The organism is Brevundimonas variabilis, from assembly GCF_014199945.1.
In the GTDB taxonomy this organism is placed as follows: Bacteria; Pseudomonadota; Alphaproteobacteria; order Caulobacterales; family Caulobacteraceae; genus Brevundimonas; species Brevundimonas variabilis.
On record NZ_JACHOR010000001.1, the window covers coordinates 166,657 to 191,656 of the forward strand.

A 25,000-nucleotide genomic window follows, 5' to 3' on the forward strand; every position below is an offset into this window, starting at 1 on the left:
GGCCGTGACGTTCAAACGCCTCCAGACCAAGCTGACGGTTCTCTATATGGGGCTGTTCGGCGTGACCCTGCTGATGGTGGCTGTTGCCGTCGTCACGGCGGTGGCCAATAGCGCGCGGGGCGTGGTGCGCGACGAACTGGCTGCCTCGGGCGAGGTTTACGAACAGATCTGGGATTCCCGATCAGACCAGCTTCGCCAGGGGGCCTCGGTCCTGGCGCAGGACTATGGATTCCGCGAAGCCCTGGCCACAGGTGACGAAGCCACGGTGCGATCCGCGCTCGACAACCTCCGCAACCGGCAGGGTGTCGACGGGGCAATGATCCTGGCCACAGATGGATATCTGACGTCGACCGGCGTCAGCCCGGTCGATGCCGAGATCGATGTCCTGTGGAACGGCCTCGACCAGGCAGGCGTCGAAGCGGGGGTCCTGACCCTCGAAGGCCAGGCCTATCAGGCCGTGGCCGCGCCGATCATGGCCCCGGTTCTGATTGGCTGGGTCGTTTTCGTGGAGCGTCTGGACGACGCCCAGATGCGCAATCTGGAAAGCCTGTCCGCCATCCCGCTCTCGGCATCGGTCATGAGCCGCTCACCGTCCGGGTGGGGCAATGGCTCGGAAGCCCAGCCGATGCTGAGGGGGGCGATCGAGTCGGGTCTGGCGAGTGCGAACGCCGTGCCCGTGACCACGCGGACCGCGTCGGGCCCGGCGATGGTGCTCGCCAAGGCCCTGCCGAATTTCGATGACAACCAGCCGTCCGTGCTGGTGCTGACCTATCCGATGGCGGCGGCCATGAAACCCTATTCGCCCCTGTTCATCGCGCTTGGCGTCATTGCCCTGATCGGAGCGGCCATCCTGGCAGCCGGTACATATTTCCTGACCCGCGACATCACCCGTCCGATCAGCGTCCTCGACAACGCCGTCCAGCGGCTTCAGCAGGGGGACCACGTCGAGGTTGCGATCACGTCACAGGACGAGATCGGGCGACTGGCGCACAGTTTCAATGGCATGGCCGGGGACATCCGCGACCGCGAGGCCCGCCTGACGCACATGGCCCTGCACGATCAGGAATCCGGCCTTCCGAACAGGCTGTGGCTGGAGGGCGAGGCGTCGGCGGACACTGCGGCCTGGGTCATCCTCCTCGGCATCGACCGGTTCGAGGTGATGCGCAACGCCATCGGCTATGAGTCCATGGCCCAGATGATGACCGCTCTGGGGGCAAGACTTGTCGCCCTGTCCAATGGCTCGGCCATCGCCCGCGTCGGAGCGGGTGCGCTCGGACTGGTGGTCAAGGCCGCGGATGAAGACCAGGCCCTCACCATCGCCCAAACCCTGTGCGCCAGCGCGGAAGCACCGGTGAAGTTGAGCGGGACGACTGTGGATGTCAGCCTCACCGCCGGTGTGGCGTTCTGTGGCGCTCAGCCAGGCGGCGTCGACTCGGCCGTCGATCGCGCCGCGATTGCGCTCGACCAGGCCCGCACCTCGCGACAGCGCGCCAGTCTGTTCGACGCCGTCACCTATGGCGACCCGGGCGATAACCTGTCCTTGATCAGCAACCTGATGTCGGCCTTGAAGAATGGCGACGTCTGGGTGGCCTATCAGCCCAAATATGATCTTCGGGCGGGTGTCATCAACGGGGCAGAGGCGCTGATGCGCTGGCGGGACCCGGCACGCGGCTTCGTCTCGCCGGACCTGTTCATCGGCATGGCCGAGGAAACCGGCCAGATCCGGCCCTTGACGGAATGGGTCATCCGCCAGGCGATCAAGGACCAGCGCGTTCTTGCCAAGGCCGGATACGACATGACCCTTTCGGTCAATGTGTCGGGACGCCTGCTGTCGGACGAGAGCTTTGCCGCCTTCGCCCTGGGCAAGGTGGCGGCAGCCAATGCCAAGCTGTGTTTCGAGATCACCGAGACGGCCGTCATCGACAACCCGAAGGTGGCTCTGTCGATCATCGATCGCTTCGCCGCTGCCGGTATCGCCGTCTCCATTGACGACTATGGCTCGGGCCTGTCCTCGCTGGCCTATCTGAAACAGATCAGGGCCGATGAACTGAAGATCGACAAGAGCTTCGTGCTGCCGCTCGACACCTCTTCGCGAGACGGTCTGCTGGTGAAATCGACGATCGATCTGGCCCACAGCCTCGGGCTGAAGGTCACGGCCGAGGGCGTCGAGACCGCGACCGCGCTGGCCCTGCTGCAGGGCATGGGCTGTGACCTGGCCCAGGGCTACTTCATTGCCCGCCCCATGCCGATCGCCGACCTGATCGTGCGTCTGGGTGAACCTGCGGTTCCCGTCAGCGGACGGGACGAAACGCCCGGTGTGAAACCGGCTACCAGAGCGGCCTGAGACCCGGGGAATAGCCTGACCTCTCCGGCCCCCGTGATGCCGGAGCCCTTTCGACAGATCCCTTGGGCCTAGAGCCGGCCCATGCCGATGAAGGCCCGCCCGGCCGCGAAGTCGCCGGCCTGGAAGGTCGCCCGGGCGATGCTGTCGTCGCGAAACAGAAACTCGAGCACAAACGGTTCACGCGGATCCAGTCGGGCCAGGGCATCGGCGGTCGCATCCGGGAAGGCCCAGGCCTGTCCCTGTTTGCGATCGGTCGCCAGCAGGGTCGGCTGTGCATCCGCATTGGCAAGAGCCCAGAAGGCCTGACGCGAGGTCTCCGGTGGCAGGGCCGCAGGCAGGGGCCGAGGCAGTCGGCTGGCATCCCTGAGGACGATCCGCGCGGCATAGGGCCGGGGTTTTCCGACGAAGGACACCACGGCCTGAACCTGCTCTGTCCCATCCGGCGAGGCAGCCATGCCGAAACTGACCGGCGAGGCTCCGGTCACCGAAGCCTGCATCAACCGCCATGTCGGGCTGGAAAAGGACGAACGATCGGCCAGCCAGTCGTTCCGCCCGCCCGGGAAGGTCATCTTGGCCAGGGTCGCCCAGCCTTCAAACGCACTGTTCACCCGCGTCTGGACGAGCCGCAGTTGCGGATCGTTGCAGTCCGTCGCCGATGCCCGGGTCCGGGCACGTGCGGCCGTCGCGGCCAGCGCGACCTCGGTGACGCCGGCGCGCACCGCGGCACCGCGCGCCTGCAGAGACGATGCGGTCAGGGCAGACACGACACCCGGGCCGAACAGGGCGCATTGCCGATGCGCGGCCAGGACGAAACTGCGGTCGTAATAGGCCCCTGCCGCATTGGCCCAGGCCGTCAGCGGCGTGGACACAGCCGTCGCCGCAATCAGCGCAACGGTGGCATGGCGATGGAAATGGCCTATCCTCATGGCGCGACCCTAGGCCAGCCGGCGTTGTGGTCCCGTTTCCGAGCAGGGTTACCGAATTGCTTCTATCCAGCGACCTGTGGGTGGGTGCCCTGATCCGACGCGCCGAGATCGGCGGGGCCAACGCGGTCGTTGTCCGCAAGGGCGATGCCCGTGCCGGGACCGTCATCATCAAGGCCTATGATACCTCGACCCGCACCGCGCGCCTGTACAGCGAAGCCTTTGGCGCCGAGGGAGAACGCCTCTGGATTCAGCCGGTAACCAGTGATCTGGAGTCCGAACTGGATGCCTACATCCAGCGTCAGATCGGCTACGATGCCGACCTGTGGGTGGTCGAGATTGAGGACCGGCAGGGTCGTCACTTCCTGACCGAGACGGTTCAGGGCGAACGAAACGGCCCGTGAACCCGACCCGGACACAGAAGATCTCGTCCGTCCGCAGTCGCAAATCCTTAACCGCGTTCGTGAACCGGACTGCAAGTGACCGGGGCGTAAGGTCACGGTGTCGACGAGAAGCGTCGGCGTCGGTGAGTCCGCCCCATGCTGTTCCTGCTTAACGATGTTGTCTTCGATCTGGACGAGGCCTGCCCGGTCACGCCCGGCGACGCCCGTCGTTTCGAGAAACTCGGACTCGATTACGTTGTCGAACTCGGCTGCGAACTGTTCTCCGAAGAACCGCTGATGCATCGCAGCGACCCGGTCCGCGCACGGCGTCTGGCCTGGCTGATCGCCAATCGCTCGCCAGAGATCAACGCGGCCCTGTTCGCCGCTCCCGCCAAGGATTGCGCGCCCGAATTGGTCGAACCCCGTTTCTGCGCTTTGCCCGACCCTGTCATGCGCCAGCTCAAGAGCCGAGACCTCAAGGGCCGACTGAGCGCCGTCGAGGCCGACAAGGTGGTCTGGGGTCGCATGGCGGCCTGACCGGGCGACCGCTCGGGACATTTTGACCTGAAGGACAACCTTGAATCGCGCGTTTCCGATTGGTAGCGTCTAGCGAGCAGAAGGGTCCCCAATGTCACCAGCAACGATCGGCAAGAGCCTCCTTGCGGCAGCCGCCATAGCGCTCAGCCTGTCATCCCCCGCATCTGCCGAGTGGCTGCGTGCCGAGACACAGAATTTCATCATCTATGGCGACACGAACGAGCGCACGCTGCGCAACTATGCCCAGAAGGTGCAGCGGTTCGACAGCTTCCTGAGGACCTATTATCCGATCCCGACGGATTTCGAAGTTCCCAAGCTGGAGGTCTATCTGGCCGATGGACGGCGTGACATGCTCAAGGCCGAACCAAGTATCGGGGCATCGGTCGGGGGGTTCTATTCTCCCAACAGCGGCCGCATCCATGCGGTCGTCGACACGGACAGCGCTGCGGGCACGCTCGTTCTTTTTCACGAATACGCCCACCACTTCATGTTCCAGATGCGGGCCAATGCCTATCCGGCGTGGTTCGTCGAGGGGTTCGCAGAGTATTACGCCACGGCTGACGTCCGGCCGGACCGAATCGAGTTTGGCCGGCATGACAAGGACCGGATGAGCTTTTTCGTCCAGCTGTCGCCGAACAGCTGGGCCCCGATGGCCGATGTCCTGAAGTGGAAGGTTCTCGGCTCTGGGCGCTATCGCGCAGGGGACTACTATGCCCAGGCCTGGGGGCTGACGCATTATCTCCTCAGCACGCCGGAGCGTAAGCAGATGCTGGCGCAGTATCTGACCGCGGTCACCCAGGGCGAGGACTCCCTGGTTGCGATGGAGCGGGTGACCGGCAGGTCCGCAGCACAGCTGCAGACCGACATGCGCCTGTATCTCTCGGGCTCCATCCAGTCCTTTATCCCACAGGTCGAGTTCCCGACATCGGACGTCGAGATTTCGCGCCTTTCGCCCTCGCAGGCGGAGTTGATCTGGCTTGATCTGCGTCTGGACCGCGAACCCGTGAAGGTCGAGCCTGTCGAACCGGCTGAAGGCGAGACCGAAGCGGTGCGCCGCCGTCGCGAAACGGCCGTTCGCGAAGATGCCGAGCATCGGGCCGAACTGATCCGGACCGCTCTCGCGGCCACGCAAGAACCCACGGACGATCTGCTGCGACTGCGTGTGGCTGCGCGCGCCCACAGGCTGTCGGGAAATTCAAAGGCTGGGTTTGAGCTGATCGAGCCGCATCTGACGCGGACCCAGACGGATCCCGATCTGCTGCGTCTCGCGGCGGACCTGCTGCTTGACCAGACGGGACCGGAAACAGATCCGGCCGAGGCGACCGGAAATCTCAGGGAGGCGCGAAGCTATCTCGTGCGCTCCCTGGACACCGATCCCCTGAACTTTCTCACCTATCGGTCGATCAATCTCACGCGGGTGGGACAACCGGGCTATCCGAACGACAATGACCTGAATGTACTGGAACTGGCGAACGGCCTGGCTCCGCAGTCGTTCGACATCCGCATGCGCCTGGCGCAGGCCTATCTCGCACGAGAGAGACCCGACCTCGCCCTGGCGACTGTGCGTCCAGTCGCAAACAGCCCCCATGGCGGATCATGGACACGGCGAGCCAAGGCCCTGGTCGCGACGGCGCAGGCCGCGCTGGGTCAACCGGTCGAGCCTGTTTCCGAAGCCCCTGCCGATCCCGGCGAAGCAGAAGCAGAACCGGCAGCAGACTAGCTGCGCCGCCGGACGCTTCTCGGCTGATCAGACCACCAGATTGAACACCAGGTGCACCAGAAGGCCCAGGCCAAGGATGAAGACGAAGCCGGTCAGCAAACAGAGCGCAGGATGAAATTTGCGCTTCGACAGCGGCATGGACGGACGGGCGGCAGGATGGATCAGGGCCATGGCAGCGTTCCTTGTGACGTTCCTCGCGGCACCCGGCTTCGTGGCAGGGCGTCTCGCAGGCGCAGACTGACCCAGAAATCGATGATTGGCGAGAGCAGAATGATGATGCACGCGGCACGCCTCAACGTTGCCATCAACACCCGTTAATCGGGATTGTCCGGGTCAGCTTGAAAGGGTATCGGATGAGCGTCGCCAAGTTGAACCGTCGCCGCAGGCCGTGGACGCGTCGCGTCGTCCACCTCGGCGTCTTGCTGACGACCCTCGCCAGTTTGTCGGTTGCAAGCCCCGCCCTTGCCGAATGGAAACGGGCCGAGAGTGCGCGCTTCATCGTCTACAGTGATGGCAGCGAACGCGATCTCCGAGAGTATGTCCGCAAGCTCGAGACCTACGACGCGTTTCTGCGCCAGCTGTTCGCGGTTCCCGACGAAACGCTCGGCCGGAAGCTTCCGGTCTATCTGGTCGAGGGGCCACAGGCCCTGTCGCGCATCCACCCCGATGCCGGACGGAATGTGGCTGGCTTCTATCGGCCGAGTGGAGAGGACATCTTTGCAGTCGCCTTGCGGCACCTCGGCGACGACATCCTGCTACACGAATATTTCCACCACTTTTCTTATCAGACCCAGGCCGCCGTCGGCTATCCGGCCTGGCTGATCGAGGGGCTGGCCGAATATTTCATGACGGCCGAGATCGAGGGTGACCTCGTCAAGGTCGGCAACTTCAACAGCGGTCGGGTCAGCGCCCTGTCCAACCGGACGTGGATTCCGATCGATGTGCTGGTCACCCGGACCCAGAACGAGGTCCGGAACGGGCAGCAGCGCGACACCTACTATCCGGTCGCCTGGCTTCTGACCCACTGGTTCCAGAGCGACACGACGCGACGCGCCCAGCTGGATGCCTATATCGCTGCGGTGCGGACGGGCACCCCGTCCGATCAGGCGCTTCAGACCGCCACAGGCCTGAATGCGGAAGGGCTGCGACGCGAATTGCGCTCCTACCTGAACACGTCGCTCAAGGTCGTGGGGGGCGAGGTCCGTTCCGCCCCGGGCGACATCGTGGTGACGCGACTGCCGCAATCCGCTGATGACCTGCTGTTGCCGGGACAGAGCCTGAAGGGCGACATTTCGCCGGACCTTCGTGCATCAACCCTCGAAAGCATCCGCCGTGCGGCGGCGCGGCATCCGGACGACCTTTTTGCGCTCAGGGTCCTCGCCCATGCCGAGTACAAGCTGGGTGACCCGGCCGTGGCCGAAACGATCCTCACGCGCGTGCTCGAGCGCGATCCTGAAAACATCGACGCGCTGTTGCTCATGGCCCGACGACGGACGGCGCAGGCGAAGGATGCCCCTGAGCAGGAAGTCGATCTGCTGGGGCGGGCCCGAGCCTACCTGGCCCGCGCTTACGCGGCGGACCCGACCCACTACTACACCCTTTACATGCTGGCTCAGTCCCGGGTGAAGGCTCCCGGCTATCCCAACGACAACGACCTGGCGACCTGGGTCGAGGCCTTTCATCAGGCCCCGCAGATGCCCGCGATCCGACTGGGCCTGTCGGAAGCGGCCATGCTGCGGGGCGAGTTCGATCTCGCCATCACGCTGCTGGAACCGCTCGCCAATGCGGCTCACGGCCGGGGTGCCGCCGAGGCCGCTCAGCGATTGCTCGAAAGGGCCCGCGCCGGGCAACGGCCTGACGAAGCGGGACAGGGAGGCCAACCGGTCGGCGAAGCGGCCCCCGGGTCACCGGCGGCGTGACTTCACGGGCCTGACGCGCTAGGTCCGCGCGTTTCCCGTGCTGTCATCCCGACACCGGTCCCGATTGTCATCATGTCCAAGCTTTCTCTCGATCAGGAGGCCGCCCGCCGGCGGACCTTCGCCATCATCGCCCACCCCGATGCGGGCAAGACGACGCTGACCGAGCACATCCTGCTGGCAGGCGGTGCCATTCGGGCCGCCGGTGCCGTCCGGGCGCGGGGCGAGAACCGCCGGACCCAGTCCGACTGGATGAAGATCGAGAAGGAACGCGGCATCTCGGTCAGCGCCTCGGTCATGACGTTCGAGCACGCCGGAGCCGATGGCGTGGCCAAGATGTTCAACCTGCTGGACACCCCGGGCCACGAGGACTTTTCGGAAGACACCTATCGCACCCTGACCGCGGCCGATTGCGCCATCATGGTGCTGGACGCCGCCAAGGGGATCGAGCCCCAGACGCTGAAGCTGTTCGAGGTCTGCCGCCTGCGCGACATTCCGATCATCACCTTCATCAACAAGCTGGACCGCGAGGCCCAGGATCCCATGGCCCTGCTGGACGAGATCGCGTCCAAGCTCCAGCTCGATCCCGCCCCGATCTGGTGGCCGGCGCAGAGCGGCAACCGGCTGCGCGGCATGGTCGAGATGGGCACCGGCACCTTCCAGCCTTATGCCCGCAAGATCCCCGGAGCCACCGAGGACGCGGGTCACCCCGAGGCCCTGCCGCTGGCCGAGGCCGAACGCTATTTCGAGCCGGGCGAGCATCAGGAGCTGCTGGACGCGGCCGAACTGGTGACCGGCGGCTATCCGGCCTTTGACCGGCAGGCCTTCCTGGAGGGCCACATGACGCCGGTGCTGTGGGGCTCGGCGCTGCGCCATTTCGGCATCGACGAGCTGCTGGCCGCGATCGGTGAATGGGCTCCGCCGCCCAAGACCATGAAGGCGAAGAAGGAAGCGCCGCCCGAGACCCGCAACGCCCCCGCCCCGGTCGATCTGGTCGTCGATCCCGGCTCGGCCGAGGTCACCGGCTTTGTCTTCAAGGTCCAGGCCAATATGGACCCCAACCACCGCGACCGGATCGCCATGTTCCGCATGGCCAGCGGATCGTTCAAGCGCGGCATGAAGCTGAAGGTCCAGAACACGGGCAAGCAGCTGTCGGTCAATGCGCCGATCATGTTCTTCGCCAGCGACCGGGAACTGGCCGAGGACGCCTTTGCCGGCGACGTGATCGGCATTCCCAACCACGGCGTCCTTCGCGTCGGCGACAGCCTGTCGGAAAGCGGCATGATCCGGTTCGCCGGCCTGCCGAATTTCGCGCCGGAGATCCTGCAGCGCGTCCGGGTCAAGGACCCCCTCAAGGCCAAGCATCTGAAGAAGGCGCTGGATGGCCTGGCCGAGGAGGGCGTGACCCAGCTGTTCCGCCCCGAGATGGGATCGGACTTCATCGTCGGGGCCGTGGGCCAGCTGCAGTTCGAGGTCATGGCTGACCGCCTGGGCGAGGAATACGGCCTGGACGTCATCTTCGAGCCCTCGCCCTTTGCCGAGGCGCGCTGGATCATGCCGGCCCCGGGTGCAGGGCCGGCCGATGTCGAGGACTTCATGTCCAAATATCGGGGCCAGATGGCCCGGGACCTCGATCAGGACCCGGTCTTCCTGGCCAAGTCGAGCTGGGAAACCGGCTATGCGACCGAGCGTTTCCCGAAGGTGGCCTTTACCCGGACGAAAGAACGGGGCTGATAACGCCGGTCCGCACGGTCATTCTTACGTCGCATAGAGATGGGCATGCTTGTCGCCATGGAACGCAAGGCTTTGTTTTCGTCGGTCGTCGGTGCTGCCCTCGCGGTCAGCGTCGTCGTCGTTGGCCCGGTAGTGGCGCAGGAAACGGGACGCCAGCCGAGCGCGCGAACCACGACCCAGTCCCTGAACACGGGTCCTGCGGACAGTTCGCTGGGGTCACGCCCGCCGAGCCCGCCTCTGCCACAGGTTCGACGCATTGCGCCTCCGGCACCGGTTTCACCCGCCGCTCCTCGCGACCCCGTGGCCGAACTGCTCGGTCGCATCGAAACGGCAAGTCCGCCCGCCCCGGCAGTGCCGGCTGCCGGGCCGGCCAGTGGCACTGACACCCGGACGGCGGCCGTGCCGACGGGGCCGGCCTCAGCCCTGCCCCCGCTCCCGATCGGCTACTATGTGAGGGGCGACAAGGCGTGCAACCAGATCTGGCCCCTGGCTGGCGACCTGGCGTGGCTGTCGGAACTCACTTTCACGATCGACTTCGGGGGCTGCGAGCCAGGCGAGATCACCCAGGTCAGCGACACGACCTGGCGCGAGCGCCAGACATGTCAGACGGAGCTGGGCGGTGAGGGCCCGCCCTATATCGTCGATTACGAGGCGGCACCGGACGGGGTGCTGGTGACCCGGGCCCGGCTGGGCGAAACGGCACTGGGGATGGAAGATCGCTGGAAGGCCTGCGCTGCCGGGGATGTGCCGGCCGAGGCCCGGTTCCACGCCGACGATCCCGGCCGTGTCGTCCCGGATCTCGAGATCGATCCGGATCAGGACGCTTGACCGCCGACGTGCCGACCGACACCGTCTGCGCCCGTTCCATCTTGTTTGTCCGACCCGCCTGAATGCTCCGCCTGTTCGCCCTTGCCCTGCTCGTTCAGGCCGTTGCGCCGGTCGCACCGCCGACGCGCATGATGCCTTATGTCGAGGTGGTTCGGTGTGCCGGGCTGACCCAGGCGGCATCGGAACTTGAAGGCGGCGAGAGTACGGAGGGGCGCAGGCTCTTCGATGCCGCGCTCTACTGGTCACTGGCGGCCAGCCAGGCGGCCCTTGCGGCGGGTCGCGCGCCTGGAGAGGCCGATACCGACCAGACCCGTGCCCGCATCCTCGCCGTGCGCGAACTGGGGTCCGCCAGCGTCAAGGCGCGCAGCGACCTCGAGACCTGCCGGCGCCGAACGCCGGATCTCGGCTGAACCGCGGCACAAGAAGCGGCTGACTTGCCGTTCGTCTTATGGTGAAGTCGAACCGTCAGAGCGGCGTCGCGTTTGCAAGGGACGGCGAGGGACCGCTGCGACAGTCTCGATGCGGGACGACGGAGACAGACGGCACCATGTTCGAGTTCGGACGAGACCTGAGAAAAATCTTCGCCCAGGCCCGGGACAGCGATGACCTGAGCTGGCTGGAGCTGGTCGGGACGGACCTGCTGTTCCAGGAAGCGCGTCAACAGACGACGGACGCGGGACGGGTCTCGTGCGCCCGCCCGTATGCGGCATGGTCGAAAGCCTGTGCGCTTTGGCGCGAGCATGCCCGCCGCGCGGGCGCCACGGACAGCCTGACAAAGGCCGCCGACGCCGCAACGGACGCCGCGAAACATGCCCGCAACGCCGACGAGGGCGCGAGAGCGACGATCGAAGCGGCGCGCATCCTGATGCTGCGGTTCGATCTATGCGGGGGCCCAGAGCATCTCGTGGCTGCTCTTGCCCTGCTTCCCGCGTCGGCACAGCCGTCGCAGGTCGGTACCGCAACGGCCATGGCGGCTCTCAGTGCCCGCCTGCGGGCGCGGCAGGTCTGGCTGGATGGGGATCTGACGGCATTGGGCACCGTGCTGGGCATGATGGATATCGTCATCCGGGCAGCCCGCGGCAAAGCCAGCGCCGACATCGAGGATCTGCTGCTTGAACGCGCGGGTCTGGCGCTGGAACTGGGCGTGGCGCTGCGTGACCCGACGCGGCTCGACGAGGCCGGACAGACGTTGCAGGGCCTCGTGGAAGCGGCATCGCCTGACTATCGCCCGCTCAGCCGGGCCAGGGCGCTGACGCTTTGCGCATCGGGCATGGGCGCACTGGCTGCGATGGCCAACGATCCCAATGCGACCGATCAGGCGCGCGTGCTCTTCGATGCGGCCGCCGACCAGTTCACGCCTGATCACAGTCCGATGGACTGGGTCGCCATCCAGCTGGTCCGCAGCCAGGGCCCGACACCGCCCAGCCAGGGCGTGCTTAACCAGGCCGAGGATCTGACGCGGGGACGCGGGCTGACGCTCGGTGCCCTCGCGCGCGAGGCGAAATACGCCAGGGAGATCGACGTCCTTGCGTCGCTCGGAGACCTCAGTGGGCTGGATCAGATCGAGGCGAGACTGCTCGACGGACTGCGACGGATGGGTCCTGGGGTCACGGCCCTCGACTGGGCCACGGATCAGATCGCCCTTGGCCGGATCGCCTTGGCGCGAACGCGGCTGACGGGAACAAGAGACGGCGATCTGCGGATGGCCCTGATCGAGGCAGCGGCGACGGCCCGTGAACAGGGTGTGCGATCACTGGCCGAAAGGGCCGATCAGCTGAACGACCGGCTGACCGTGGCCGCCTGACCTGGATCAGCCGCCCATGGCGACGAACGGCCCGTTCTTGAAGCCTGGCTTGCCATAGAGGAGCGGCGCGCCGTCAGACGCAAGCACACGCCCGCCTGCGGCCTCGAGCACCGCCTGACCGGCTGCCGTGTCCCACTCGTGGGTCGGTCCGGTCCGGGGATAGGCATCGAACCGCCCCTCGGCCAGCAGACAGAATTTCATCGAGGAATCCATGCCCTGCCAGCGCGTGCAGCCATGCCGGGCCGCCAGGCGCGTGGCCTCTTCATCGCTCATCGAATGGCTGAGCAGGGCAATGCCGTCGGCGGGCCGGTCCCGCACACGAATCAGTTGCCAGGCCTCGCCGAAGCGGCGACGCAGCGCGACCCGCTCGCCGGCTGAGATCCCCGTGCGCCAGGACACCGACGTGGCGGGCGCCGTCACAACTCCAGCGACCGCAACTCCGTCCTGGATCAGGGCGATGTTGACGGTGAAGCTTTCCTTGCCGGTGATGAAGCCCTTGGTCCCATCGAGCGGGTCGATCAGCCAGAAGCGGTCGGCCGCATGGCTGGGCATGCCATTTTCAGCCACAGCCTCCTCGGCGACCGTCTGGATCTCGGGGTAGACCTTGCCCAGGCACTCGAGGATCAGAGCCTCGGCCTTCTGGTCGGCCTGGGTCACCGGGCTGTCGTCGGATTTGGTCTCGACCGCCGTGCCCACGCGCCAATAGGGCAGGATCACGCGGGCCGCCGCTTCGGCGATCTCCGTAATCGCTTCATGCAGCACACCCGAAGCCAGGTCACGCGAGAGTCTGTCAGTCATGCGCTTCCCGTTAAACGACACAGGCGGTTTCATGAACTGCCAAATCAAGGCAGGTTGCCACGCCAAGCCGCACTGCCCTGTCGAGATCCCATGACCTTCAACGCCGAACTTGCCAATGACCCCGTCCTGCCGGTCATGGACGCCGATCGGCCGATCGATGGGCAGGAACTTGCGGCCTATATCGCCGGCAAGCTCTGCCACGATTTCATCAGCCCGGCCGGTGCCATTCTGTCCGGTCTCGACCTGCTGAGCGATCCGACGGCGCAGGACATGCGCGACGACGCCATGAACCTGATCCAGCAGAGCGCGACCAAGATGGCGGCCCTGGTCCAGTTCTGCCGCGTGGCCTTCGGCGCCGCCACCACTTCGGAACGTTTCAGCGCAGAGGACCTGCGTGCGCTGGTCGCCGACATGGTCGCCGGCGGCCGGGCCTCGCTCGACTGGTCCGTCTCGGAGACCGAGTTTGCCAAGCCCGCGGCCCGCGCTCTGGTCAATCTGGCCTATCTCGCGGCATCAGCCCTGCCCTCGGGCGGGGTCGCCACGATCACGACCGCGCGGGAGGGCGACACCCTCGTGCTGCGGGGCACGGCTGTTGGGAATCGGGCGCGTCTGAAGCCCGAGGCGGTCACGGGTTTTGCCGGAGAGCGACTGACGGACGGGCTGCCCGGGCAATGGATCCAGCCCTACTGGCTGTGGCTCACGGTGTCCGGCGCGGGTGGAACACTGACGGCTGTCCCAACCGAAGGACAGGTGGAAATCATTGCCCGAATGGCAGTTTAGCGCAGGGTCCCAACGGGTCGTTAACCCAACGTAGCGAATACTGGCGACGGTCGCCGCATCGAGGCTGCGCACCGGAGGGAAACCTTTTGACCGTTCGCACCTGTCTCATCGTCGATGACAGCCGCATCATCCGCAAGGTGGCCCGCCGCATCGTCGAAGGCCTCGGGTTCGAGGTCGACGAGGCGGCCGACGGTGCCGAGGCCCTGATCTACTGCAACTCGCTGTTGCCGGATGTCGTGCTGCTGGACTGGAACATGCCGGTCATGGACGGACTGACCTTTATTCGCAGGCTTCGCGAACTGCCGGGTGGTCTGGCTCCGAAAGTGCTATTCTGCACCATAGAGACCCAGCCTGAACGGATCGCGGAAGCTTTGGCCGCGGGTGCAGACGAGTATGTGATGAAGCCTTTCGACGGTGAAATCCTGCAGGCGAAGCTGGCCGAGGTCGGGGCAATCTGAGCCTGCCATGACCCAGGACGATTTCGACCGCCTTCAGACCCTGCTGGCCTCACGGGCCGGCTTCCGGCTGACTCGCGACCGGATTCACCTTGCGGAACACCGGCTGGGACCCGTGGCGCGGCGCGAGGGCTTCGATACGGTCGAAGCGCTCCTGGGGTCGCTCTGGGTCAAGCCGGTGGCGTCTCTCGCCTGGTCCGTGATCGAAGCCATGCTGAATGCCGAGACCTGGTTCCGTCGGGATCGTGCGCCGTTCGACACCTTCGCCAACGAAATCCTGCCCGCGATCGGCCGGGTCCGCCCGGAAGGTCTCGTGCGGGTGTGGTCGGCCGGATGTTCGACGGGCCAGGAACCCTATTCGCTGGCCATGGCCGCCCTCGATGCGCGGGCCAATACCGAAATCGTCGCCACCGACCTGTCACAGCGCGCCATCGACCGGGCGCGCACCGGGGTCTTCACGGGTTTCGAGATCCAGCGCGGCCTTTCGGTCACGTCCATGCTCAAGTGGTTCGAGCCTGCCGAGGAACAGTGGCGCGCCAGCCAGAGCCTGCGCGAGTCCGTGCGCTTTGCCCGGGCCAACCTTCTGGACGACGTGTCCGAGTCAAACCGGTTTGACGTCATCTTCTGTCGCCACGTGCTGACCGATGTCGAGCCAGCGCGCCGTGGACAGATCATCGACGGCCTCGAACGATGGCTGGTCGACGACGGCGTCCTGTTCCTGGGACCGGACGAGCGCCTGGATGGCGACACCGTGGCCTTCCGCCCTGTCAACGGCCGCAAAGGTCTGTTCGTCAAGACGCCCTCGGCCCTCAGCCGGGCGGCCTGACCGCGGTTCGTATGCGTTCCAACAGGCCTTCGACGCCTCTGACGAACGCTGCCTGACCGCTAACTGTTTCAGGAAAAGCGACGGTCCGGGTTGATCCGGCACCGGCGTCGTGCGTTTCACCTGCGCATGAAGAAACCCAACAAGCCCGCCCTCCTGTCGATCCGCAACGCAAAGCTGAGCGACGTCGACGCGATCTCGGTGCTGGTCGCCAAGGTTTACAAGGACATGCCTGCGCTGACGCCCGGCATGCTGCGTGGCCAGATCGCCACCTATCCGGACGGTCAGTTCGTCGTGGAATACGACAGTGCCATCGTCGGCTATGCCGCCGGGTTCAGGATCGACGAGACGACGGCCATGTCGCCCCATACCTGGACCCAGATCACGGGTGGGGGCTATGCCGCGCGGCATGACCCGGTCGGCGACTGGTTCTATGGCATGGAGGTCTGTGTCGACCCCGACCGGCGTCGTCTCCGGATCGGCCAGCGGCTGTATGATGCGCGGCGGGATCTGTGCGAGGCCCAGAACCTGCGCGGGATCGTGTTCGGCGGGCGCATGCCCGGGCTCGGTCGGCGCAAGGCCGCCTATCCCAACCCCCGCGAATATCTGGATGCCGTCACCGCGCGGAAGCTGAACGACCCCGTCATCGGCTTCCACATCCGGTCGGGTTTCGAGCCCATAGGCGTGCTGGAGAACTATCTGTCCGCCGACGCCGCCTCCATGGGCCATGCCGCGCACATGGTCTGGCGCAATCCCTACTATGCCGAAACCCACGGCCGGGGTGCCGCCTTTGCGGTCAAGGAGACGGTCCGTGTTGCCACGGTGCAGCTGCAGGCCCGCAAGGTCGCCAGCTTCGAGGAGTTCATCGCCAACGTGGAGTATTTCGTCGACGTGACCTCGGACTACCGCTCGGACTTCGTCGTCTTCCCCGAGCTGTTCACCCTGCAACTGCTGTCGCTGGAAAAGAAGAAGCTGACGCCGGTCGAGTCCATCGAGGCCTTGACCCGCTACACGCCCCGCTTCGTCGAAGCCCTGTCCAGGATGGCGGTCGAGTACAACATCAACATCATCGGCGGGTCCCACCCGACCCGGACCGAGGACGGCGAGATCCAGAACGTCGCCTATGTCTTCCTGCGTGACGGCTCGGTGCATGAGCAGGAAAAGATCCACCCGACCCCGAACGAACGCCACTGGTGGAACATCAAGGGTGGCGACCGGGTGCATGCCATCCCAACCGACTGTGGCCCGATCGGCGTGCTGATCTGCTACGATTCCGAGTTCCCGGAACTGGCGCGGCGTCTCGTCGACGAAGGCGCGCGATTGCTGTTCGTCCCTTTCTGCACTGACAACCGCCAGGGCTATCTGCGGGTCCGCTATTGCAGCCAAGCCCGGGCCATCGAGAACCAGTGCTACGTCATCCTGTCCGGCAATGTTGGCAATCTGCCCAACGTCGAGAACATGGATGTGCAGTATGCCCAGTCCTGCATCCTGACACCGTGCGATTTCCCCTTTGCGCGCGACGGCATCGCGGCGGAGGCCAGCGAGAACGTCGAGACGGTGACCGTTGCGGACCTCGACCTGTCCGACCTGGCCTGGGCCAAGTCGCAGGGTACGGTACGGAACCTGCGGGACCGTCGGTTCGACCTCTACAAGACGGTCTGGGCGGACGGGGGCTGATTCCGAAAACCTGGCCTGATCGTGACCGGCGGTTTTTCGGTCACAGCCCTGCCGCGTCCTGATTTGCCCGTCTTCCCGCCATAGTTTTGCCGGAGGACGGGCGGTCTCATGGAGTTCGACGAACACCGGAGGGACCCAGGATGACCGTTGCGAAACAGGCTCTGACCATGGCTGTCGGGATCGGGCTGCTCGCCCCCGGCAGCGTCAGTCCGGTGGCCCCTTCCCAGATCCAGCGACCCGTCCGTGACGGCGAGGCCACCCCCGCGGCCTGTGCCACGCTGGGGTTCACCCTGCCGAGCGCAGAACGGGCTGGAATGACCCCGATCGTGGTGAGCGGGACAAGACTGCAGTCGGTGTCACCACCGCCCACCGCCCGGCCGATCGAGCCGACGAGAAAGGAGGACCGGGTCGAGTATCGCGGTCCGCCCGCTGCTGTGCCCGGACCGCCCCCTCCCCCGGCTCCACCCGCACCGCCACGCCCCCCGGTCATTGGCGGAGACGTTACGGGCAGCCGGATCCCGAACGGCCGTGTGCCGCCACCGCCCCCTGCCCCCCGGCCAGGGCCGTCTGCCCAGGCGGAGATGGCCGTCGCGTCGCCGGCATACGTGGTGCCCGGCCGGACCGACACCGAACGCTATCCGGACGCCACGCCCAATCCGGTGAAGCGGGTGGCGGACGAACCCGTCTCGACCTTCTCGATCGACGTCGACACGGCGTCCTATGCCAATGTCCGGCGCTTCATCGAGGACGGCTCCGCCCCGCCACGCGACGCGGTCCGGGTCGAGGAGATGATCAACGCCTTCGACTACGGCTATGATCGCCCGACCAACCCCGCCGAGCCGTTCGCCGTCACGACCGCCGTCGTGCCCTCGCCATGGTCGGACCCTTCGGCGCGGCGCGAGATCGTCCATATCGGGCTGCAGGGCTATGAACTGCCCGAGGGCGAGCGCCGCCCGCTGAACCTGACCTTCCTGGTGGATGTCTCGGGCTCCATGGGCAGCCCCGACAAGCTGGGACTGGCCCAGCGCTCCATGAACCTGATCATCGACCGGCTGAGGCCTCAGGACACGGTGGCGGTCACCTATTATGCCGAGGGGGCGGGCACGACCCTTGTGCCCACGCCCGGCTGGGACAAGCTGAGGATGCGGTGCGCTGTCGCCACCCTGAGAGCGGCCGGAGGCACGGCCGGAGCGACCGGCATGACCAATGCCTATGATCAGGCCCAGGCGAGCTTCGGCCGCGACAAGGTCAACCGCATCCTGATGTTCACCGACGGCGACTTCAACGTCGGCGTCACAGACAACAAGCGTCTGGAGGATTATGTCGCCGAGAAGCGCGGGACCGGCATCTATCTGTCGGTCTACGGCTTCGGCCGCGGCAACTACCAGGACGCACGGATGCAGACGATCAGCCAGGCCGGCAACGGCACGGCGGGCTATGTCGCCGACCTGAACGAGGCGCGCAGGCTGTTCGGGCCGGCCTTCGACAAGGGGGCCTTCCCCATCGCCGATGACGTCAAGATCCAGGTCGAGTTCAACCCCGCACGCGTCAGCGAATACCGCCTCATCGGCTATGAGACCCGGCTGCTGAACGAGGAAGATTTCAGCAACGACGCCATCGACGCCGGAGAGGTCGGGTCCGGGGCTTCGGTCACCGCCCTGTACGAGATCACGCCGGTCGGAGGAGCCTCGCAGGTTCCGGAACGCCGATACGAGGCCAACCGCGCCACCCAGGTCGGGGGCGGCGATCCGGATGGCGAAGTCGGCTTCGTTCAGATCCGCTACAAGCGGCCCGGCGAGGCGAATTCCCGTCTGATGCAGAAGGTCATCGCCAATCCCGGCGGAGGCGGTCGGATTGCCACGCGGCCGATGGAGAGCACCCGCTGGGCCCTGGCCGTCGCGGCCTTCGGCCAGAAGCTGCGGGCCGATCCGTGGTTGGCCCCCGGTCATGACTGGACGTCCGTGATCGCCGAGGCCCAGGGGGCGCGCGGTGAGGATCCCTATGGCGAGCGCGCCGACTTCGTGCAGCTGGTCCGGGCGGCGGAAGAACTGCGCTGATTTTTCCAGCCCGCTCATCCCTGCGGAAGCCGGGACCCAGTGCTTTGGGCCGATGGCTGAATCCGGTACCCCATGCTCTCGAGCCCGCTCAACCTGCTTTGCGAAAGGACTGGGTCCCGGCTTTCGCCGGGATGAGCGGAAATGGGGATCCCGGGACTATCGCTGGTCGATCAGACTGTTAGGGTCACGCGTCTTCCAGTGTACGCGGACCCTTGCCCATGACCCGTTTCGCCCTGATCGGTGCCTCGCTTCTCGCGCTGTCGACCGGACTTCCCGCCCAGGCCCAGACCGCTCCGGCGACCGCCATTGTTGCGCCGCCCCTGTCCTATACCCAACGGACGCTGGCCAACGGGCTCAAGGTCTATGCCATGCCGGACGCGACGGCGGGCACGGTGACCGTCCAGGTCTGGTACGACGTGGGCGGCAAGGACGACCCCCAGGGCCGCTCCGGCTTTGCCCATCTGTTCGAGCACATCCTGTCTCGCAAGACCGTCAACATCCCCTATGGCCAGATCGCGGCCTGGGTCGAGAACGCCGGCGGCACGCGCAATGCCTCGACCGGCCAGGACTTCACCAACTACTACGAGACCGTCCCGCCCCAGTATCTGGAGACCATGCTCTGGACCCACGCCGAGCGCATGGCCCGGCCGGTGGTGGATCAGGAAGTGTTCGATCTCGAGCGCTCCATCGTCAAGGAAGAGCTTCGCCAGAACGTCTATGCCCCGCCCTATGGCCGGCTCAGCCGGTTCGTCATCGGTGACAATGCCTTTGACGCCTCGATCTATCGCCGCAGCGTGATCGGCTCGATCGAGGAACTGGACTCGGCCCGGATCGAGGACGCCCGCGCTTTCCACGAGGCCTATTACCGCCCGGCCACAGCGACCCTGATCGTCTCGGGCAATTTCGATCCGGTCCAGCTGGACGGCTGGGTCGACCAATATTTCGCCGGGATCATCAATCCGGACCGGCCGGTTCCGGCTTTCGAACGCCCCGTCTCGCCACCGCGGACCCAGCCCCGGTCGGTGGTTGCCTATGCCCCCAACGTGCCCCTGCCCGCGATCGCGGCGATCTATCCGGGGGTGGCCGCCGACCACCCCGACACGGCCGCGCTCGACGTTATGAGCGCCGTGCTGTCGCGGGGCGAAAGCTCGCGGCTCTACCGGTCGCTGGTCTATGACAAGCAACTGGCCACCAGCGCCGGCCTCAACGCCGGATCGCAGGAAGAGGCTGGCACATTGACGGCCCAGGTCATCGTCGCGGCGGGCAAGGCGATCGCCGATGCCGAGGCGGCCCTGAATGCCGAACTCGCCCGGATGCGGGACACAACGATTACGGCCGCGGAGCTGGCCGAGGCCAAGACCGAAATCCTGTCCGCCGACCTGCGCAGTCGCGAGACGTCGAGTGGCCGGGCCTTCCTGCTGGGGCGGGCGCTCGTGTCGGAAGGCGATGCCAATGCGCCGGACACGCGACTGGCCCAGATCCGATCGGTGACGGCGGCCGACGTCCAGCGCGTGGCCCGGACCTATCTGGATGAAAATGCCCGCGTCTCCATCCGCTACCTCGACGAAAGCCAGCGGCCCGAAGGCACGCCGGAGGACAGCTGGCGCAATCCGGTCCCGGTTCCGACCTTTCTGACCGTTCCGCCCGCGATCCTGCCCCCTAATGACCTGCTGCCCGAGGACCAGCGCCAGTCCCGGCCGGCGCCGGGGCCTGAGCGGCCCAAGGCGGCACCCATGATCGCCGAGCGGACCCTGCCCAACGGACTGCGCGTCATCGTCGCCCGCTCGACCGACCTGCCAATCATGAATGCCCAGCTGGTGATCAATGGCGGGTCCTCGACAGATCCGGGAGACAAGCCCGGCCTTGCGACCATGACCGCCGGTCTGGTCACACAAGGGGCCGGAGGCCGCAGCGCTCCGGAGATCGCGAGTACGCTCGAAGCCCTCGGGGCCAATATCGGCGGCGGTGCGGGCGCGGACGCCACCACCCTGTCGGTTTCGGCCCCTGTCGTCTCGGCACAGGCTGTGGGCGCCGTGCTGGCCGACATCGTGACCCGCCCGACCTTCGCCCCCGAAGAGCTGGAGCGAAGCCGGACCCAAGCGATCAATGGCCTGCGTGTCGCCCTGCGCCAGCCGGGTCCGCTGGCCTCCCAGGTCCTCGCCCGCGTCGCCTACGGAGCGGCCCCCTATGGCGCCCCGGCCAGCGGTACCCCAGCCTCGCTGGCCACCCTGACCCGCGACGAGATCGTCGGCTTCCACAGGCAATGGTGGCGTCCCGACAATGCCGCCCTGATCGTCACCGGATCCATGACGGCCGAGGAAGGCTTTGCCTTTGCCGAACAGGCCCTGGGCGGTTGGACCCGTCCTGCAGAAGCCCTGCCCGCCCCCACGGCACGCGCCGGGCAGGCCCAGCCTCCGCGCGTCGTCGTCATCGACCTGCCCGGCTCGGGCCAGGCCGCGGTCAGTGCTGCCGTGCGCGGGCCGCGTCGCGCCGACCCGGCCTGGTACCCGCTGTCCGTGGCCAATGCCGTCATGGGGGGTGGCTCGAACGGTCGCCTGTTCCAGGAAGTGCGCGCCAAGCGAGGACTCAGCTACGGGGCCTATTCCGCGCTCGCGTCGCGTGCCGAAGGCGGCCTGCTCACGGCCTCGACCCAGACCAAGAACGAGAGCGCAGCCGAAGTCGTCGATCTGGTCCTCGCCGAGTTCGCCCGGCTGGTGAACGAACCGGTCGACGAGACCGCCGTCACCGACCGCGAGACGTTTCTGACGGGCGGCTTCTCGCGCAACATCGAGACAACCGGAGGCCTTGGTGGATTCCTGGCCGACACCGTCGTCTATGGCCTGCCCCTGACCGAGTCCGAGGCGTTCGCCCGGCAGATCAGCGCCACGACGCCGGAGGCCCTGCAGACCGCAGCGACGTCGGCGATTGGCAGTGGCACGCCCTATGTCGTCGTCGTCGGAGACTCGAAACTGTTCATCGACGCCCTGCGGACCAGGCATCCGGACCTCGTCCTGATCCCGTCATCCGAGGTCGATCTGGGTAGCCCGACTCTGGGGCTCTGACGGTAACTAGCCGGCGCGGAAGGCGGCGATCGCGTCCACGGTCGCGCGGACCTGGGTCTCGATCGCGGCCCAGTCCCTCGCCTTGACCGCCGCGTCGGTGATCAGTTTCGAGCCCATGCCCGCGGCCACGATCCCGGCCCCGAACCATTTGGCGATCGAGGCCGGATCGGGATCGACCCCGCCGGTCGGCATGATCTTGGTCCAGGGCATGGGCCCCATGACGGCCTTCACGAAGTCCGCTCCGCCCACCGAGGAGCCGGGGAACAGCTTGACGATCTCGCAGCCGAGTTCGTGGGCCTCTCCGATGTCGGTCACCGAGCCACAGCCCGGGAAATAGGCCACCATCCGGCGATTGCAGACCCGCGCGACCTCGGGCACGAGACAGGGGCTGACCACAAAACGGGCCGCCCGGTTGATGTAGAGCGAGGCCGTGCCCGCATCCACGACCGATCCAATGCCCAGCACGACTTCGGGGTTCGTGCGGACCAGTTCCCGGCTGATCTCTCCGAACAGGTCGCAGGCGAAATCGCCGCGGTTGGTGAACTCCACCACCGGAGCCCCGCCCCGCGCACAGGCCCGGATGACCTCCAGACAGACGTCCGGATCGGCATGGTAGAAGACAGGCGCGACGCCCTGGGCTTGAAGGGCAGTCAGGACGCTGAGGCGATCGGGACGCATGGCGGGCTCCGGCGGGCGTTGATGGCATTGCAGTCCGATGCGTGACAGCCGACGTCAAGGCGAACGGTCATCACACCAGGTTAGCGGTCACGCAGCGACCTGCACGGCGGGCTTGGCCGCCGGGCGGCGCACGGGGATGTCGAAGCTGACGGTCGTGCCCTGTCCCGGCTGGCTGTCGATGGTCATCCGGCCGTGGTGCTGCTCGATCAGGGCCTTGGTCAGGGCGAGGCCCAGACCGGTTCCCTGCGTGGTCTTGGAGTGCTGGCCCTCGACCTGTTCGAAGGGCCGCGCGAGTCGGCCGAGGTCCTCGGACGCAATCCCGATCCCGTTGTCCGTCACGGCCACACGCGCCCGGTCGTCTCCGTGAGGATCGACCGTGATCACGATCGTCCCGCCCTCGGGCGTGAACTTCACGGCATTGGAGATCAGGTTCAGCATGACCTGACGCAGGCCGCGATGATCCGCCTCGACATCGGGCATGTCCGCCGCCTTCACTGTCAGCGACAGTTTGGCGTCGAGCGCCTTGCCTCGCATCAGGCGGGCGGCGTCGTCGCAGATCTCCTTCAGGGACACCGGCTCATAATGCAGCGTCAGCTTGCCGGCCTCGATCTTGGCCATGTCCAGGACATCGTTGATCAGGCTCAGCAGGTGCTGGCCTGATTTGAGGATGTCGTTGGCGTAGCCCTTGTAGCGCGCGTCGCCCAGCGGCCCGAACATCTCGCCCGCCATGATTTCCGAAAAGCCATTGATGGCGTTCAGGGGTGTGCGCAGCTCGTGGCTCATATTGGCCAGGAACTCGGACTTGGCCTGGTTCGCAGCCTCGGCCCGGGTCATCGCCCCTTCGTATTTGCGCGCCAGCTGCGACAGGGTTTCGCGACTGGACTCCAGCTGATCGACCATGGCCCGCAGGGCATCGGCGGACTTCTGGCGCTCGGCTTCCTGATGCTTGATGACGGTGATGTCGGCGGCCGTCACCACGGTCCCCTGGTCGGAGGTGTAGCGTTCCGAGAGCTGCAGCCAGCGACCGTCGTGCAGTTCGACCTCTCGGGTGCCGGCACGACCGCCCGCTGCCGGATGCTCGGCCTTGATCGACAGGCTGGCGATCTGCTCGAGCTCCTGCTTCTGGGCCCCCCGACGAAGCGCCTCCTCGCTGAAGCCGAAGGCATCACGGAAGGCTTCGTTGGACAGGATCAGCCGGCCGTTGCGGTCGAACAGGACGAACGCGTCCGACACGCTCTCGATTCCGTCGCGCAGACGCATCTCCGCCGCCTGCGCCTGGGCCTTGGCGCGGCGGGCTTCGGTGATGTCCAGGGCGACCCCGAGGATAGAGGTGAAGCCATGCTCGTCGCGCCGTCCCTGGGCCTGACCACGCGCATCGATCCAGCGCGCCTTGCCGTCCGGTCCTGCGACCGGAAAGGTGGTCTCGAACGTCCCATAGGCCGCGGCCTGCCGCAGGGCATGTTCGACGATGTCGCGGTATTTCGGGTGAATACGATCCATCACGACCGAAGCGGCGACCTCACCCTTGCCACCCAGTCCCAGCAGCTGGGCCATATAGTCGGACAGATCCACTTCGCCCTTGCTGAGGTCCCATTGCCAGACCCCGCAGCGCGCAGCCTCGACGGCAACCCGGAACCGCTGCTCCGTGTCTGCCCAGATGCGGCTCGTGCGGGCCTGGAGCCATTGCTGGAGCATCATCAGCGCGATGATCAGACCGCCCAGACCGAGCGGTCCTATCAGGATCCACGCATCGCTCAGCAGCTCGCCTGCGGCCGTTGATCCAGGCACCGACGCCACGACAACGAGCCCGCTGTTCCTGACCGGAACGGCAGCCAGTTCGACCGGCCTTTGGCGCCCGCCGGGCCCGGGAACCTGGACGGTCGTCGGATCCTGAAGTCGGGACAGCACGTCATGGTCAAGACCAAGGACGTCACGGGACGATTCTCCGGCTCGCGGCCCCCCGATGAAAAGCCCGTTGCTGGCCACCACGGACAGGGTTGCATCGTTAAGTGTCATGGACATCAACGGGGGCCTCAGCCGGGCCACGATCCGCCGGCCTCCGCCGGCCGTTCCCTGCGGCGAGGCAATCAGCACGGCAGAACTGTCGCGGTTCATCCGGGCTTCGTTGTCGAGCGGCTCGCCGGGAGCAAAGCTGGTCGCCGGAGCGCCCGCTGCAGCCGTCACCTCTCCGCCAGCGGACACCAGGGCGAACGCCACGCCGGGAGACGCTGCGCGTCCCGCTTCGGTGGCCTCGAGAAGACGCGTGGGCTGTGCGCGGAGACGCTCGGCGACAAGGGCCGTCCCTGCTCTGGCCGCCGCGATACGGGTCTCCAGGGTGGCGGCCAGCAGGCGGGCATCCTGCTGCAGGGCCTGCTCGCGCAGGGCAGCCAGTTCCTGGGCCGGCCGGGCATTCACACGCGCAAACAGAAGGACGTAGACCGCGAGGACCAGGGTGAGGACAAGCAGGGCCACGCGCGCCCA

The 25,000-nt window shown here is 66.5% G+C and carries 20 protein-coding genes; 15 read left to right on the forward strand and 5 right to left on the reverse strand.

Going from position 1 to position 25,000, the window contains the following annotated elements; genetic code table 11:
- The first annotated feature begins 4 nt into the window (after positions 1–4).
- A complete protein-coding gene (locus GGR13_RS00755) occupies positions 5–2,344 on the forward strand; it encodes an EAL domain-containing protein (RefSeq protein ID WP_183211558.1) in 2,340 nt (779 codons plus the stop codon).
- Between the two features lie 68 nt (positions 2,345–2,412).
- Here the strand turns inward: GGR13_RS00755 and GGR13_RS00760 are convergent, their stop codons facing one another.
- A complete protein-coding gene (locus GGR13_RS00760) occupies positions 2,413–3,270 on the reverse strand; it encodes a hypothetical protein (protein WP_183211559.1) in 858 nt (285 codons plus the stop codon).
- Positions 3,271–3,326: 56 nt separating this feature from the next.
- Between GGR13_RS00760 and GGR13_RS00765 the strand changes: the two genes are divergently transcribed.
- The 3 genes from GGR13_RS00765 (at position 3,327) to GGR13_RS00775 (ending at position 5,907) form a co-directional block, all read left to right on the forward strand.
- Positions 3,327–3,671, forward strand: a complete 345-nt coding sequence (locus tag GGR13_RS00765; RefSeq protein WP_183211560.1) for a DUF1491 family protein — start codon at positions 3,327–3,329, stop codon at positions 3,669–3,671.
- 135 nt (positions 3,672–3,806) lie between these two features.
- Complete coding sequence (locus tag GGR13_RS00770; RefSeq protein ID WP_183211561.1) at positions 3,807–4,187, forward strand: hypothetical protein; 381 nt, start codon at positions 3,807–3,809, stop codon at positions 4,185–4,187.
- A gap of 91 nt (positions 4,188–4,278) precedes the next feature.
- Entirely contained in the window at positions 4,279–5,907 is a 1,629-nt protein-coding gene (locus tag GGR13_RS00775; RefSeq protein ID WP_183211562.1) for a DUF1570 domain-containing protein, read from the forward strand.
- Positions 5,908–5,934: 27 nt separating this feature from the next.
- Here the strand turns inward: GGR13_RS00775 and GGR13_RS00780 are convergent, their stop codons facing one another.
- Entirely contained in the window at positions 5,935–6,078 is a 144-nt protein-coding gene (locus GGR13_RS00780) for a hypothetical protein (protein WP_183211563.1), read from the reverse strand.
- A 182-nt stretch (positions 6,079–6,260) separates the two neighbouring features.
- Here GGR13_RS00780 and GGR13_RS00785 point away from each other — a divergent pair, with 182 nt between their 5' ends.
- The 5 genes from GGR13_RS00785 (at position 6,261) to GGR13_RS00805 (ending at position 12,189) form a co-directional block, all read left to right on the forward strand.
- Positions 6,261–7,826: a tetratricopeptide repeat protein gene (locus GGR13_RS00785; protein ID WP_183211564.1), complete on the forward strand. Its 1,566-nt coding sequence runs from the start codon at positions 6,261–6,263 to the stop codon at positions 7,824–7,826.
- Between the two features lie 72 nt (positions 7,827–7,898).
- Entirely contained in the window at positions 7,899–9,557 is a 1,659-nt protein-coding gene (locus GGR13_RS00790) for a peptide chain release factor 3 (protein WP_183211565.1), read from the forward strand.
- Positions 9,558–9,602: 45 nt separating this feature from the next.
- Entirely contained in the window at positions 9,603–10,385 is a 783-nt protein-coding gene (locus GGR13_RS00795) for a hypothetical protein (RefSeq protein WP_183211566.1), read from the forward strand.
- 62 nt (positions 10,386–10,447) lie between these two features.
- Positions 10,448–10,795: a hypothetical protein gene (locus tag GGR13_RS00800; protein ID WP_183211567.1), complete on the forward strand. Its 348-nt coding sequence runs from the start codon at positions 10,448–10,450 to the stop codon at positions 10,793–10,795.
- Between the two features lie 137 nt (positions 10,796–10,932).
- Entirely contained in the window at positions 10,933–12,189 is a 1,257-nt protein-coding gene (locus tag GGR13_RS00805) for a hypothetical protein (RefSeq protein WP_183211568.1), read from the forward strand.
- Between the two features lie 6 nt (positions 12,190–12,195).
- Here the strand turns inward: GGR13_RS00805 and cysQ are convergent, their stop codons facing one another.
- Positions 12,196–12,987: a 3'(2'),5'-bisphosphate nucleotidase CysQ gene (gene cysQ, locus GGR13_RS00810; RefSeq protein ID WP_183211569.1), complete on the reverse strand. Its 792-nt coding sequence runs from the start codon at positions 12,985–12,987 to the stop codon at positions 12,196–12,198.
- Between the two features lie 90 nt (positions 12,988–13,077).
- Between cysQ and chpT the strand changes: the two genes are divergently transcribed.
- The 6 genes from chpT (at position 13,078) to GGR13_RS00840 (ending at position 21,841) form a co-directional block, all read left to right on the forward strand.
- Complete coding sequence (gene chpT / locus GGR13_RS00815) at positions 13,078–13,767, forward strand: histidine phosphotransferase ChpT (RefSeq protein WP_183211570.1); 690 nt, start codon at positions 13,078–13,080, stop codon at positions 13,765–13,767.
- Positions 13,768–13,853: 86 nt separating this feature from the next.
- Positions 13,854–14,225: a response regulator gene (locus GGR13_RS00820; RefSeq protein ID WP_183211571.1), complete on the forward strand. Its 372-nt coding sequence runs from the start codon at positions 13,854–13,856 to the stop codon at positions 14,223–14,225.
- 7 nt (positions 14,226–14,232) lie between these two features.
- Positions 14,233–15,048, forward strand: coding sequence for a CheR family methyltransferase (locus GGR13_RS00825; RefSeq protein ID WP_183211572.1), 816 nt, complete (start codon positions 14,233–14,235; stop codon positions 15,046–15,048).
- A gap of 126 nt (positions 15,049–15,174) precedes the next feature.
- The gene (locus GGR13_RS00830; RefSeq protein ID WP_183211573.1) at positions 15,175–16,722 is read left to right on the forward strand and encodes a bifunctional GNAT family N-acetyltransferase/carbon-nitrogen hydrolase family protein; all 1,548 of its coding nucleotides are present in this window, start codon (positions 15,175–15,177) and stop codon (positions 16,720–16,722) included.
- A 140-nt stretch (positions 16,723–16,862) separates the two neighbouring features.
- Entirely contained in the window at positions 16,863–18,779 is a 1,917-nt protein-coding gene (locus GGR13_RS00835; RefSeq protein WP_183211574.1) for a vWA domain-containing protein, read from the forward strand.
- Positions 18,780–18,997: 218 nt separating this feature from the next.
- The gene (locus GGR13_RS00840) at positions 18,998–21,841 is read left to right on the forward strand and encodes a M16 family metallopeptidase (RefSeq protein ID WP_183211575.1); all 2,844 of its coding nucleotides are present in this window, start codon (positions 18,998–19,000) and stop codon (positions 21,839–21,841) included.
- 6 nt (positions 21,842–21,847) lie between these two features.
- On the opposite strand, the gene GGR13_RS00845 is transcribed toward GGR13_RS00840, so the two are convergent.
- Together GGR13_RS00845 and GGR13_RS00850 are read right to left on the reverse strand one after the other, a co-directional pair.
- Positions 21,848–22,519, reverse strand: coding sequence for a bifunctional 4-hydroxy-2-oxoglutarate aldolase/2-dehydro-3-deoxy-phosphogluconate aldolase (locus GGR13_RS00845; RefSeq protein ID WP_183211576.1), 672 nt, complete (start codon positions 22,517–22,519; stop codon positions 21,848–21,850).
- 87 nt (positions 22,520–22,606) lie between these two features.
- The gene (locus tag GGR13_RS00850; RefSeq protein WP_343060271.1) at positions 22,607–24,991 is read right to left on the reverse strand and encodes a PAS domain-containing sensor histidine kinase; all 2,385 of its coding nucleotides are present in this window, start codon (positions 24,989–24,991) and stop codon (positions 22,607–22,609) included.
- Positions 24,992–25,000 lie beyond the last annotated feature (9 nt).

Coding starts and splice junctions, on each gene's coding strand:
- GGR13_RS00805 (WP_183211568.1), top strand. CDS start 10,933: ATGTTCGAGTTCGGACGAGACCTGAGAAAAATCTTCGCCCAGGCCCGG.
- GGR13_RS00790 (WP_183211565.1), top strand. CDS start 7,899: ATGTCCAAGCTTTCTCTCGATCAGGAGGCCGCCCGCCGGCGGACCTTC.
- GGR13_RS00770 (WP_183211561.1), top strand. CDS start 3,807: ATGCTGTTCCTGCTTAACGATGTTGTCTTCGATCTGGACGAGGCCTGC.
- GGR13_RS00800 (WP_183211567.1), top strand. CDS start 10,448: ATGCTCCGCCTGTTCGCCCTTGCCCTGCTCGTTCAGGCCGTTGCGCCG.
- GGR13_RS00785 (WP_183211564.1), top strand. CDS start 6,261: ATGAGCGTCGCCAAGTTGAACCGTCGCCGCAGGCCGTGGACGCGTCGC.
- GGR13_RS00795 (WP_183211566.1), top strand. CDS start 9,603: ATGCTTGTCGCCATGGAACGCAAGGCTTTGTTTTCGTCGGTCGTCGGT.
- chpT (WP_183211570.1), top strand. CDS start 13,078: ATGACCTTCAACGCCGAACTTGCCAATGACCCCGTCCTGCCGGTCATG.
- GGR13_RS00835 (WP_183211574.1), top strand. CDS start 16,863: ATGACCGTTGCGAAACAGGCTCTGACCATGGCTGTCGGGATCGGGCTG.
- GGR13_RS00825 (WP_183211572.1), top strand. CDS start 14,233: ATGACCCAGGACGATTTCGACCGCCTTCAGACCCTGCTGGCCTCACGG.
- cysQ (WP_183211569.1), bottom strand. CDS start 12,987: ATGACTGACAGACTCTCGCGTGACCTGGCTTCGGGTGTGCTGCATGAA.
- GGR13_RS00775 (WP_183211562.1), top strand. CDS start 4,279: ATGTCACCAGCAACGATCGGCAAGAGCCTCCTTGCGGCAGCCGCCATA.
- GGR13_RS00840 (WP_183211575.1), top strand. CDS start 18,998: ATGACCCGTTTCGCCCTGATCGGTGCCTCGCTTCTCGCGCTGTCGACC.
- GGR13_RS00830 (WP_183211573.1), top strand. CDS start 15,175: ATGAAGAAACCCAACAAGCCCGCCCTCCTGTCGATCCGCAACGCAAAG.
- GGR13_RS00780 (WP_183211563.1), bottom strand. CDS start 6,078: ATGGCCCTGATCCATCCTGCCGCCCGTCCGTCCATGCCGCTGTCGAAG.
- GGR13_RS00760 (WP_183211559.1), bottom strand. CDS start 3,270: ATGAGGATAGGCCATTTCCATCGCCATGCCACCGTTGCGCTGATTGCG.
- GGR13_RS00845 (WP_183211576.1), bottom strand. CDS start 22,519: ATGCGTCCCGATCGCCTCAGCGTCCTGACTGCCCTTCAAGCCCAGGGC.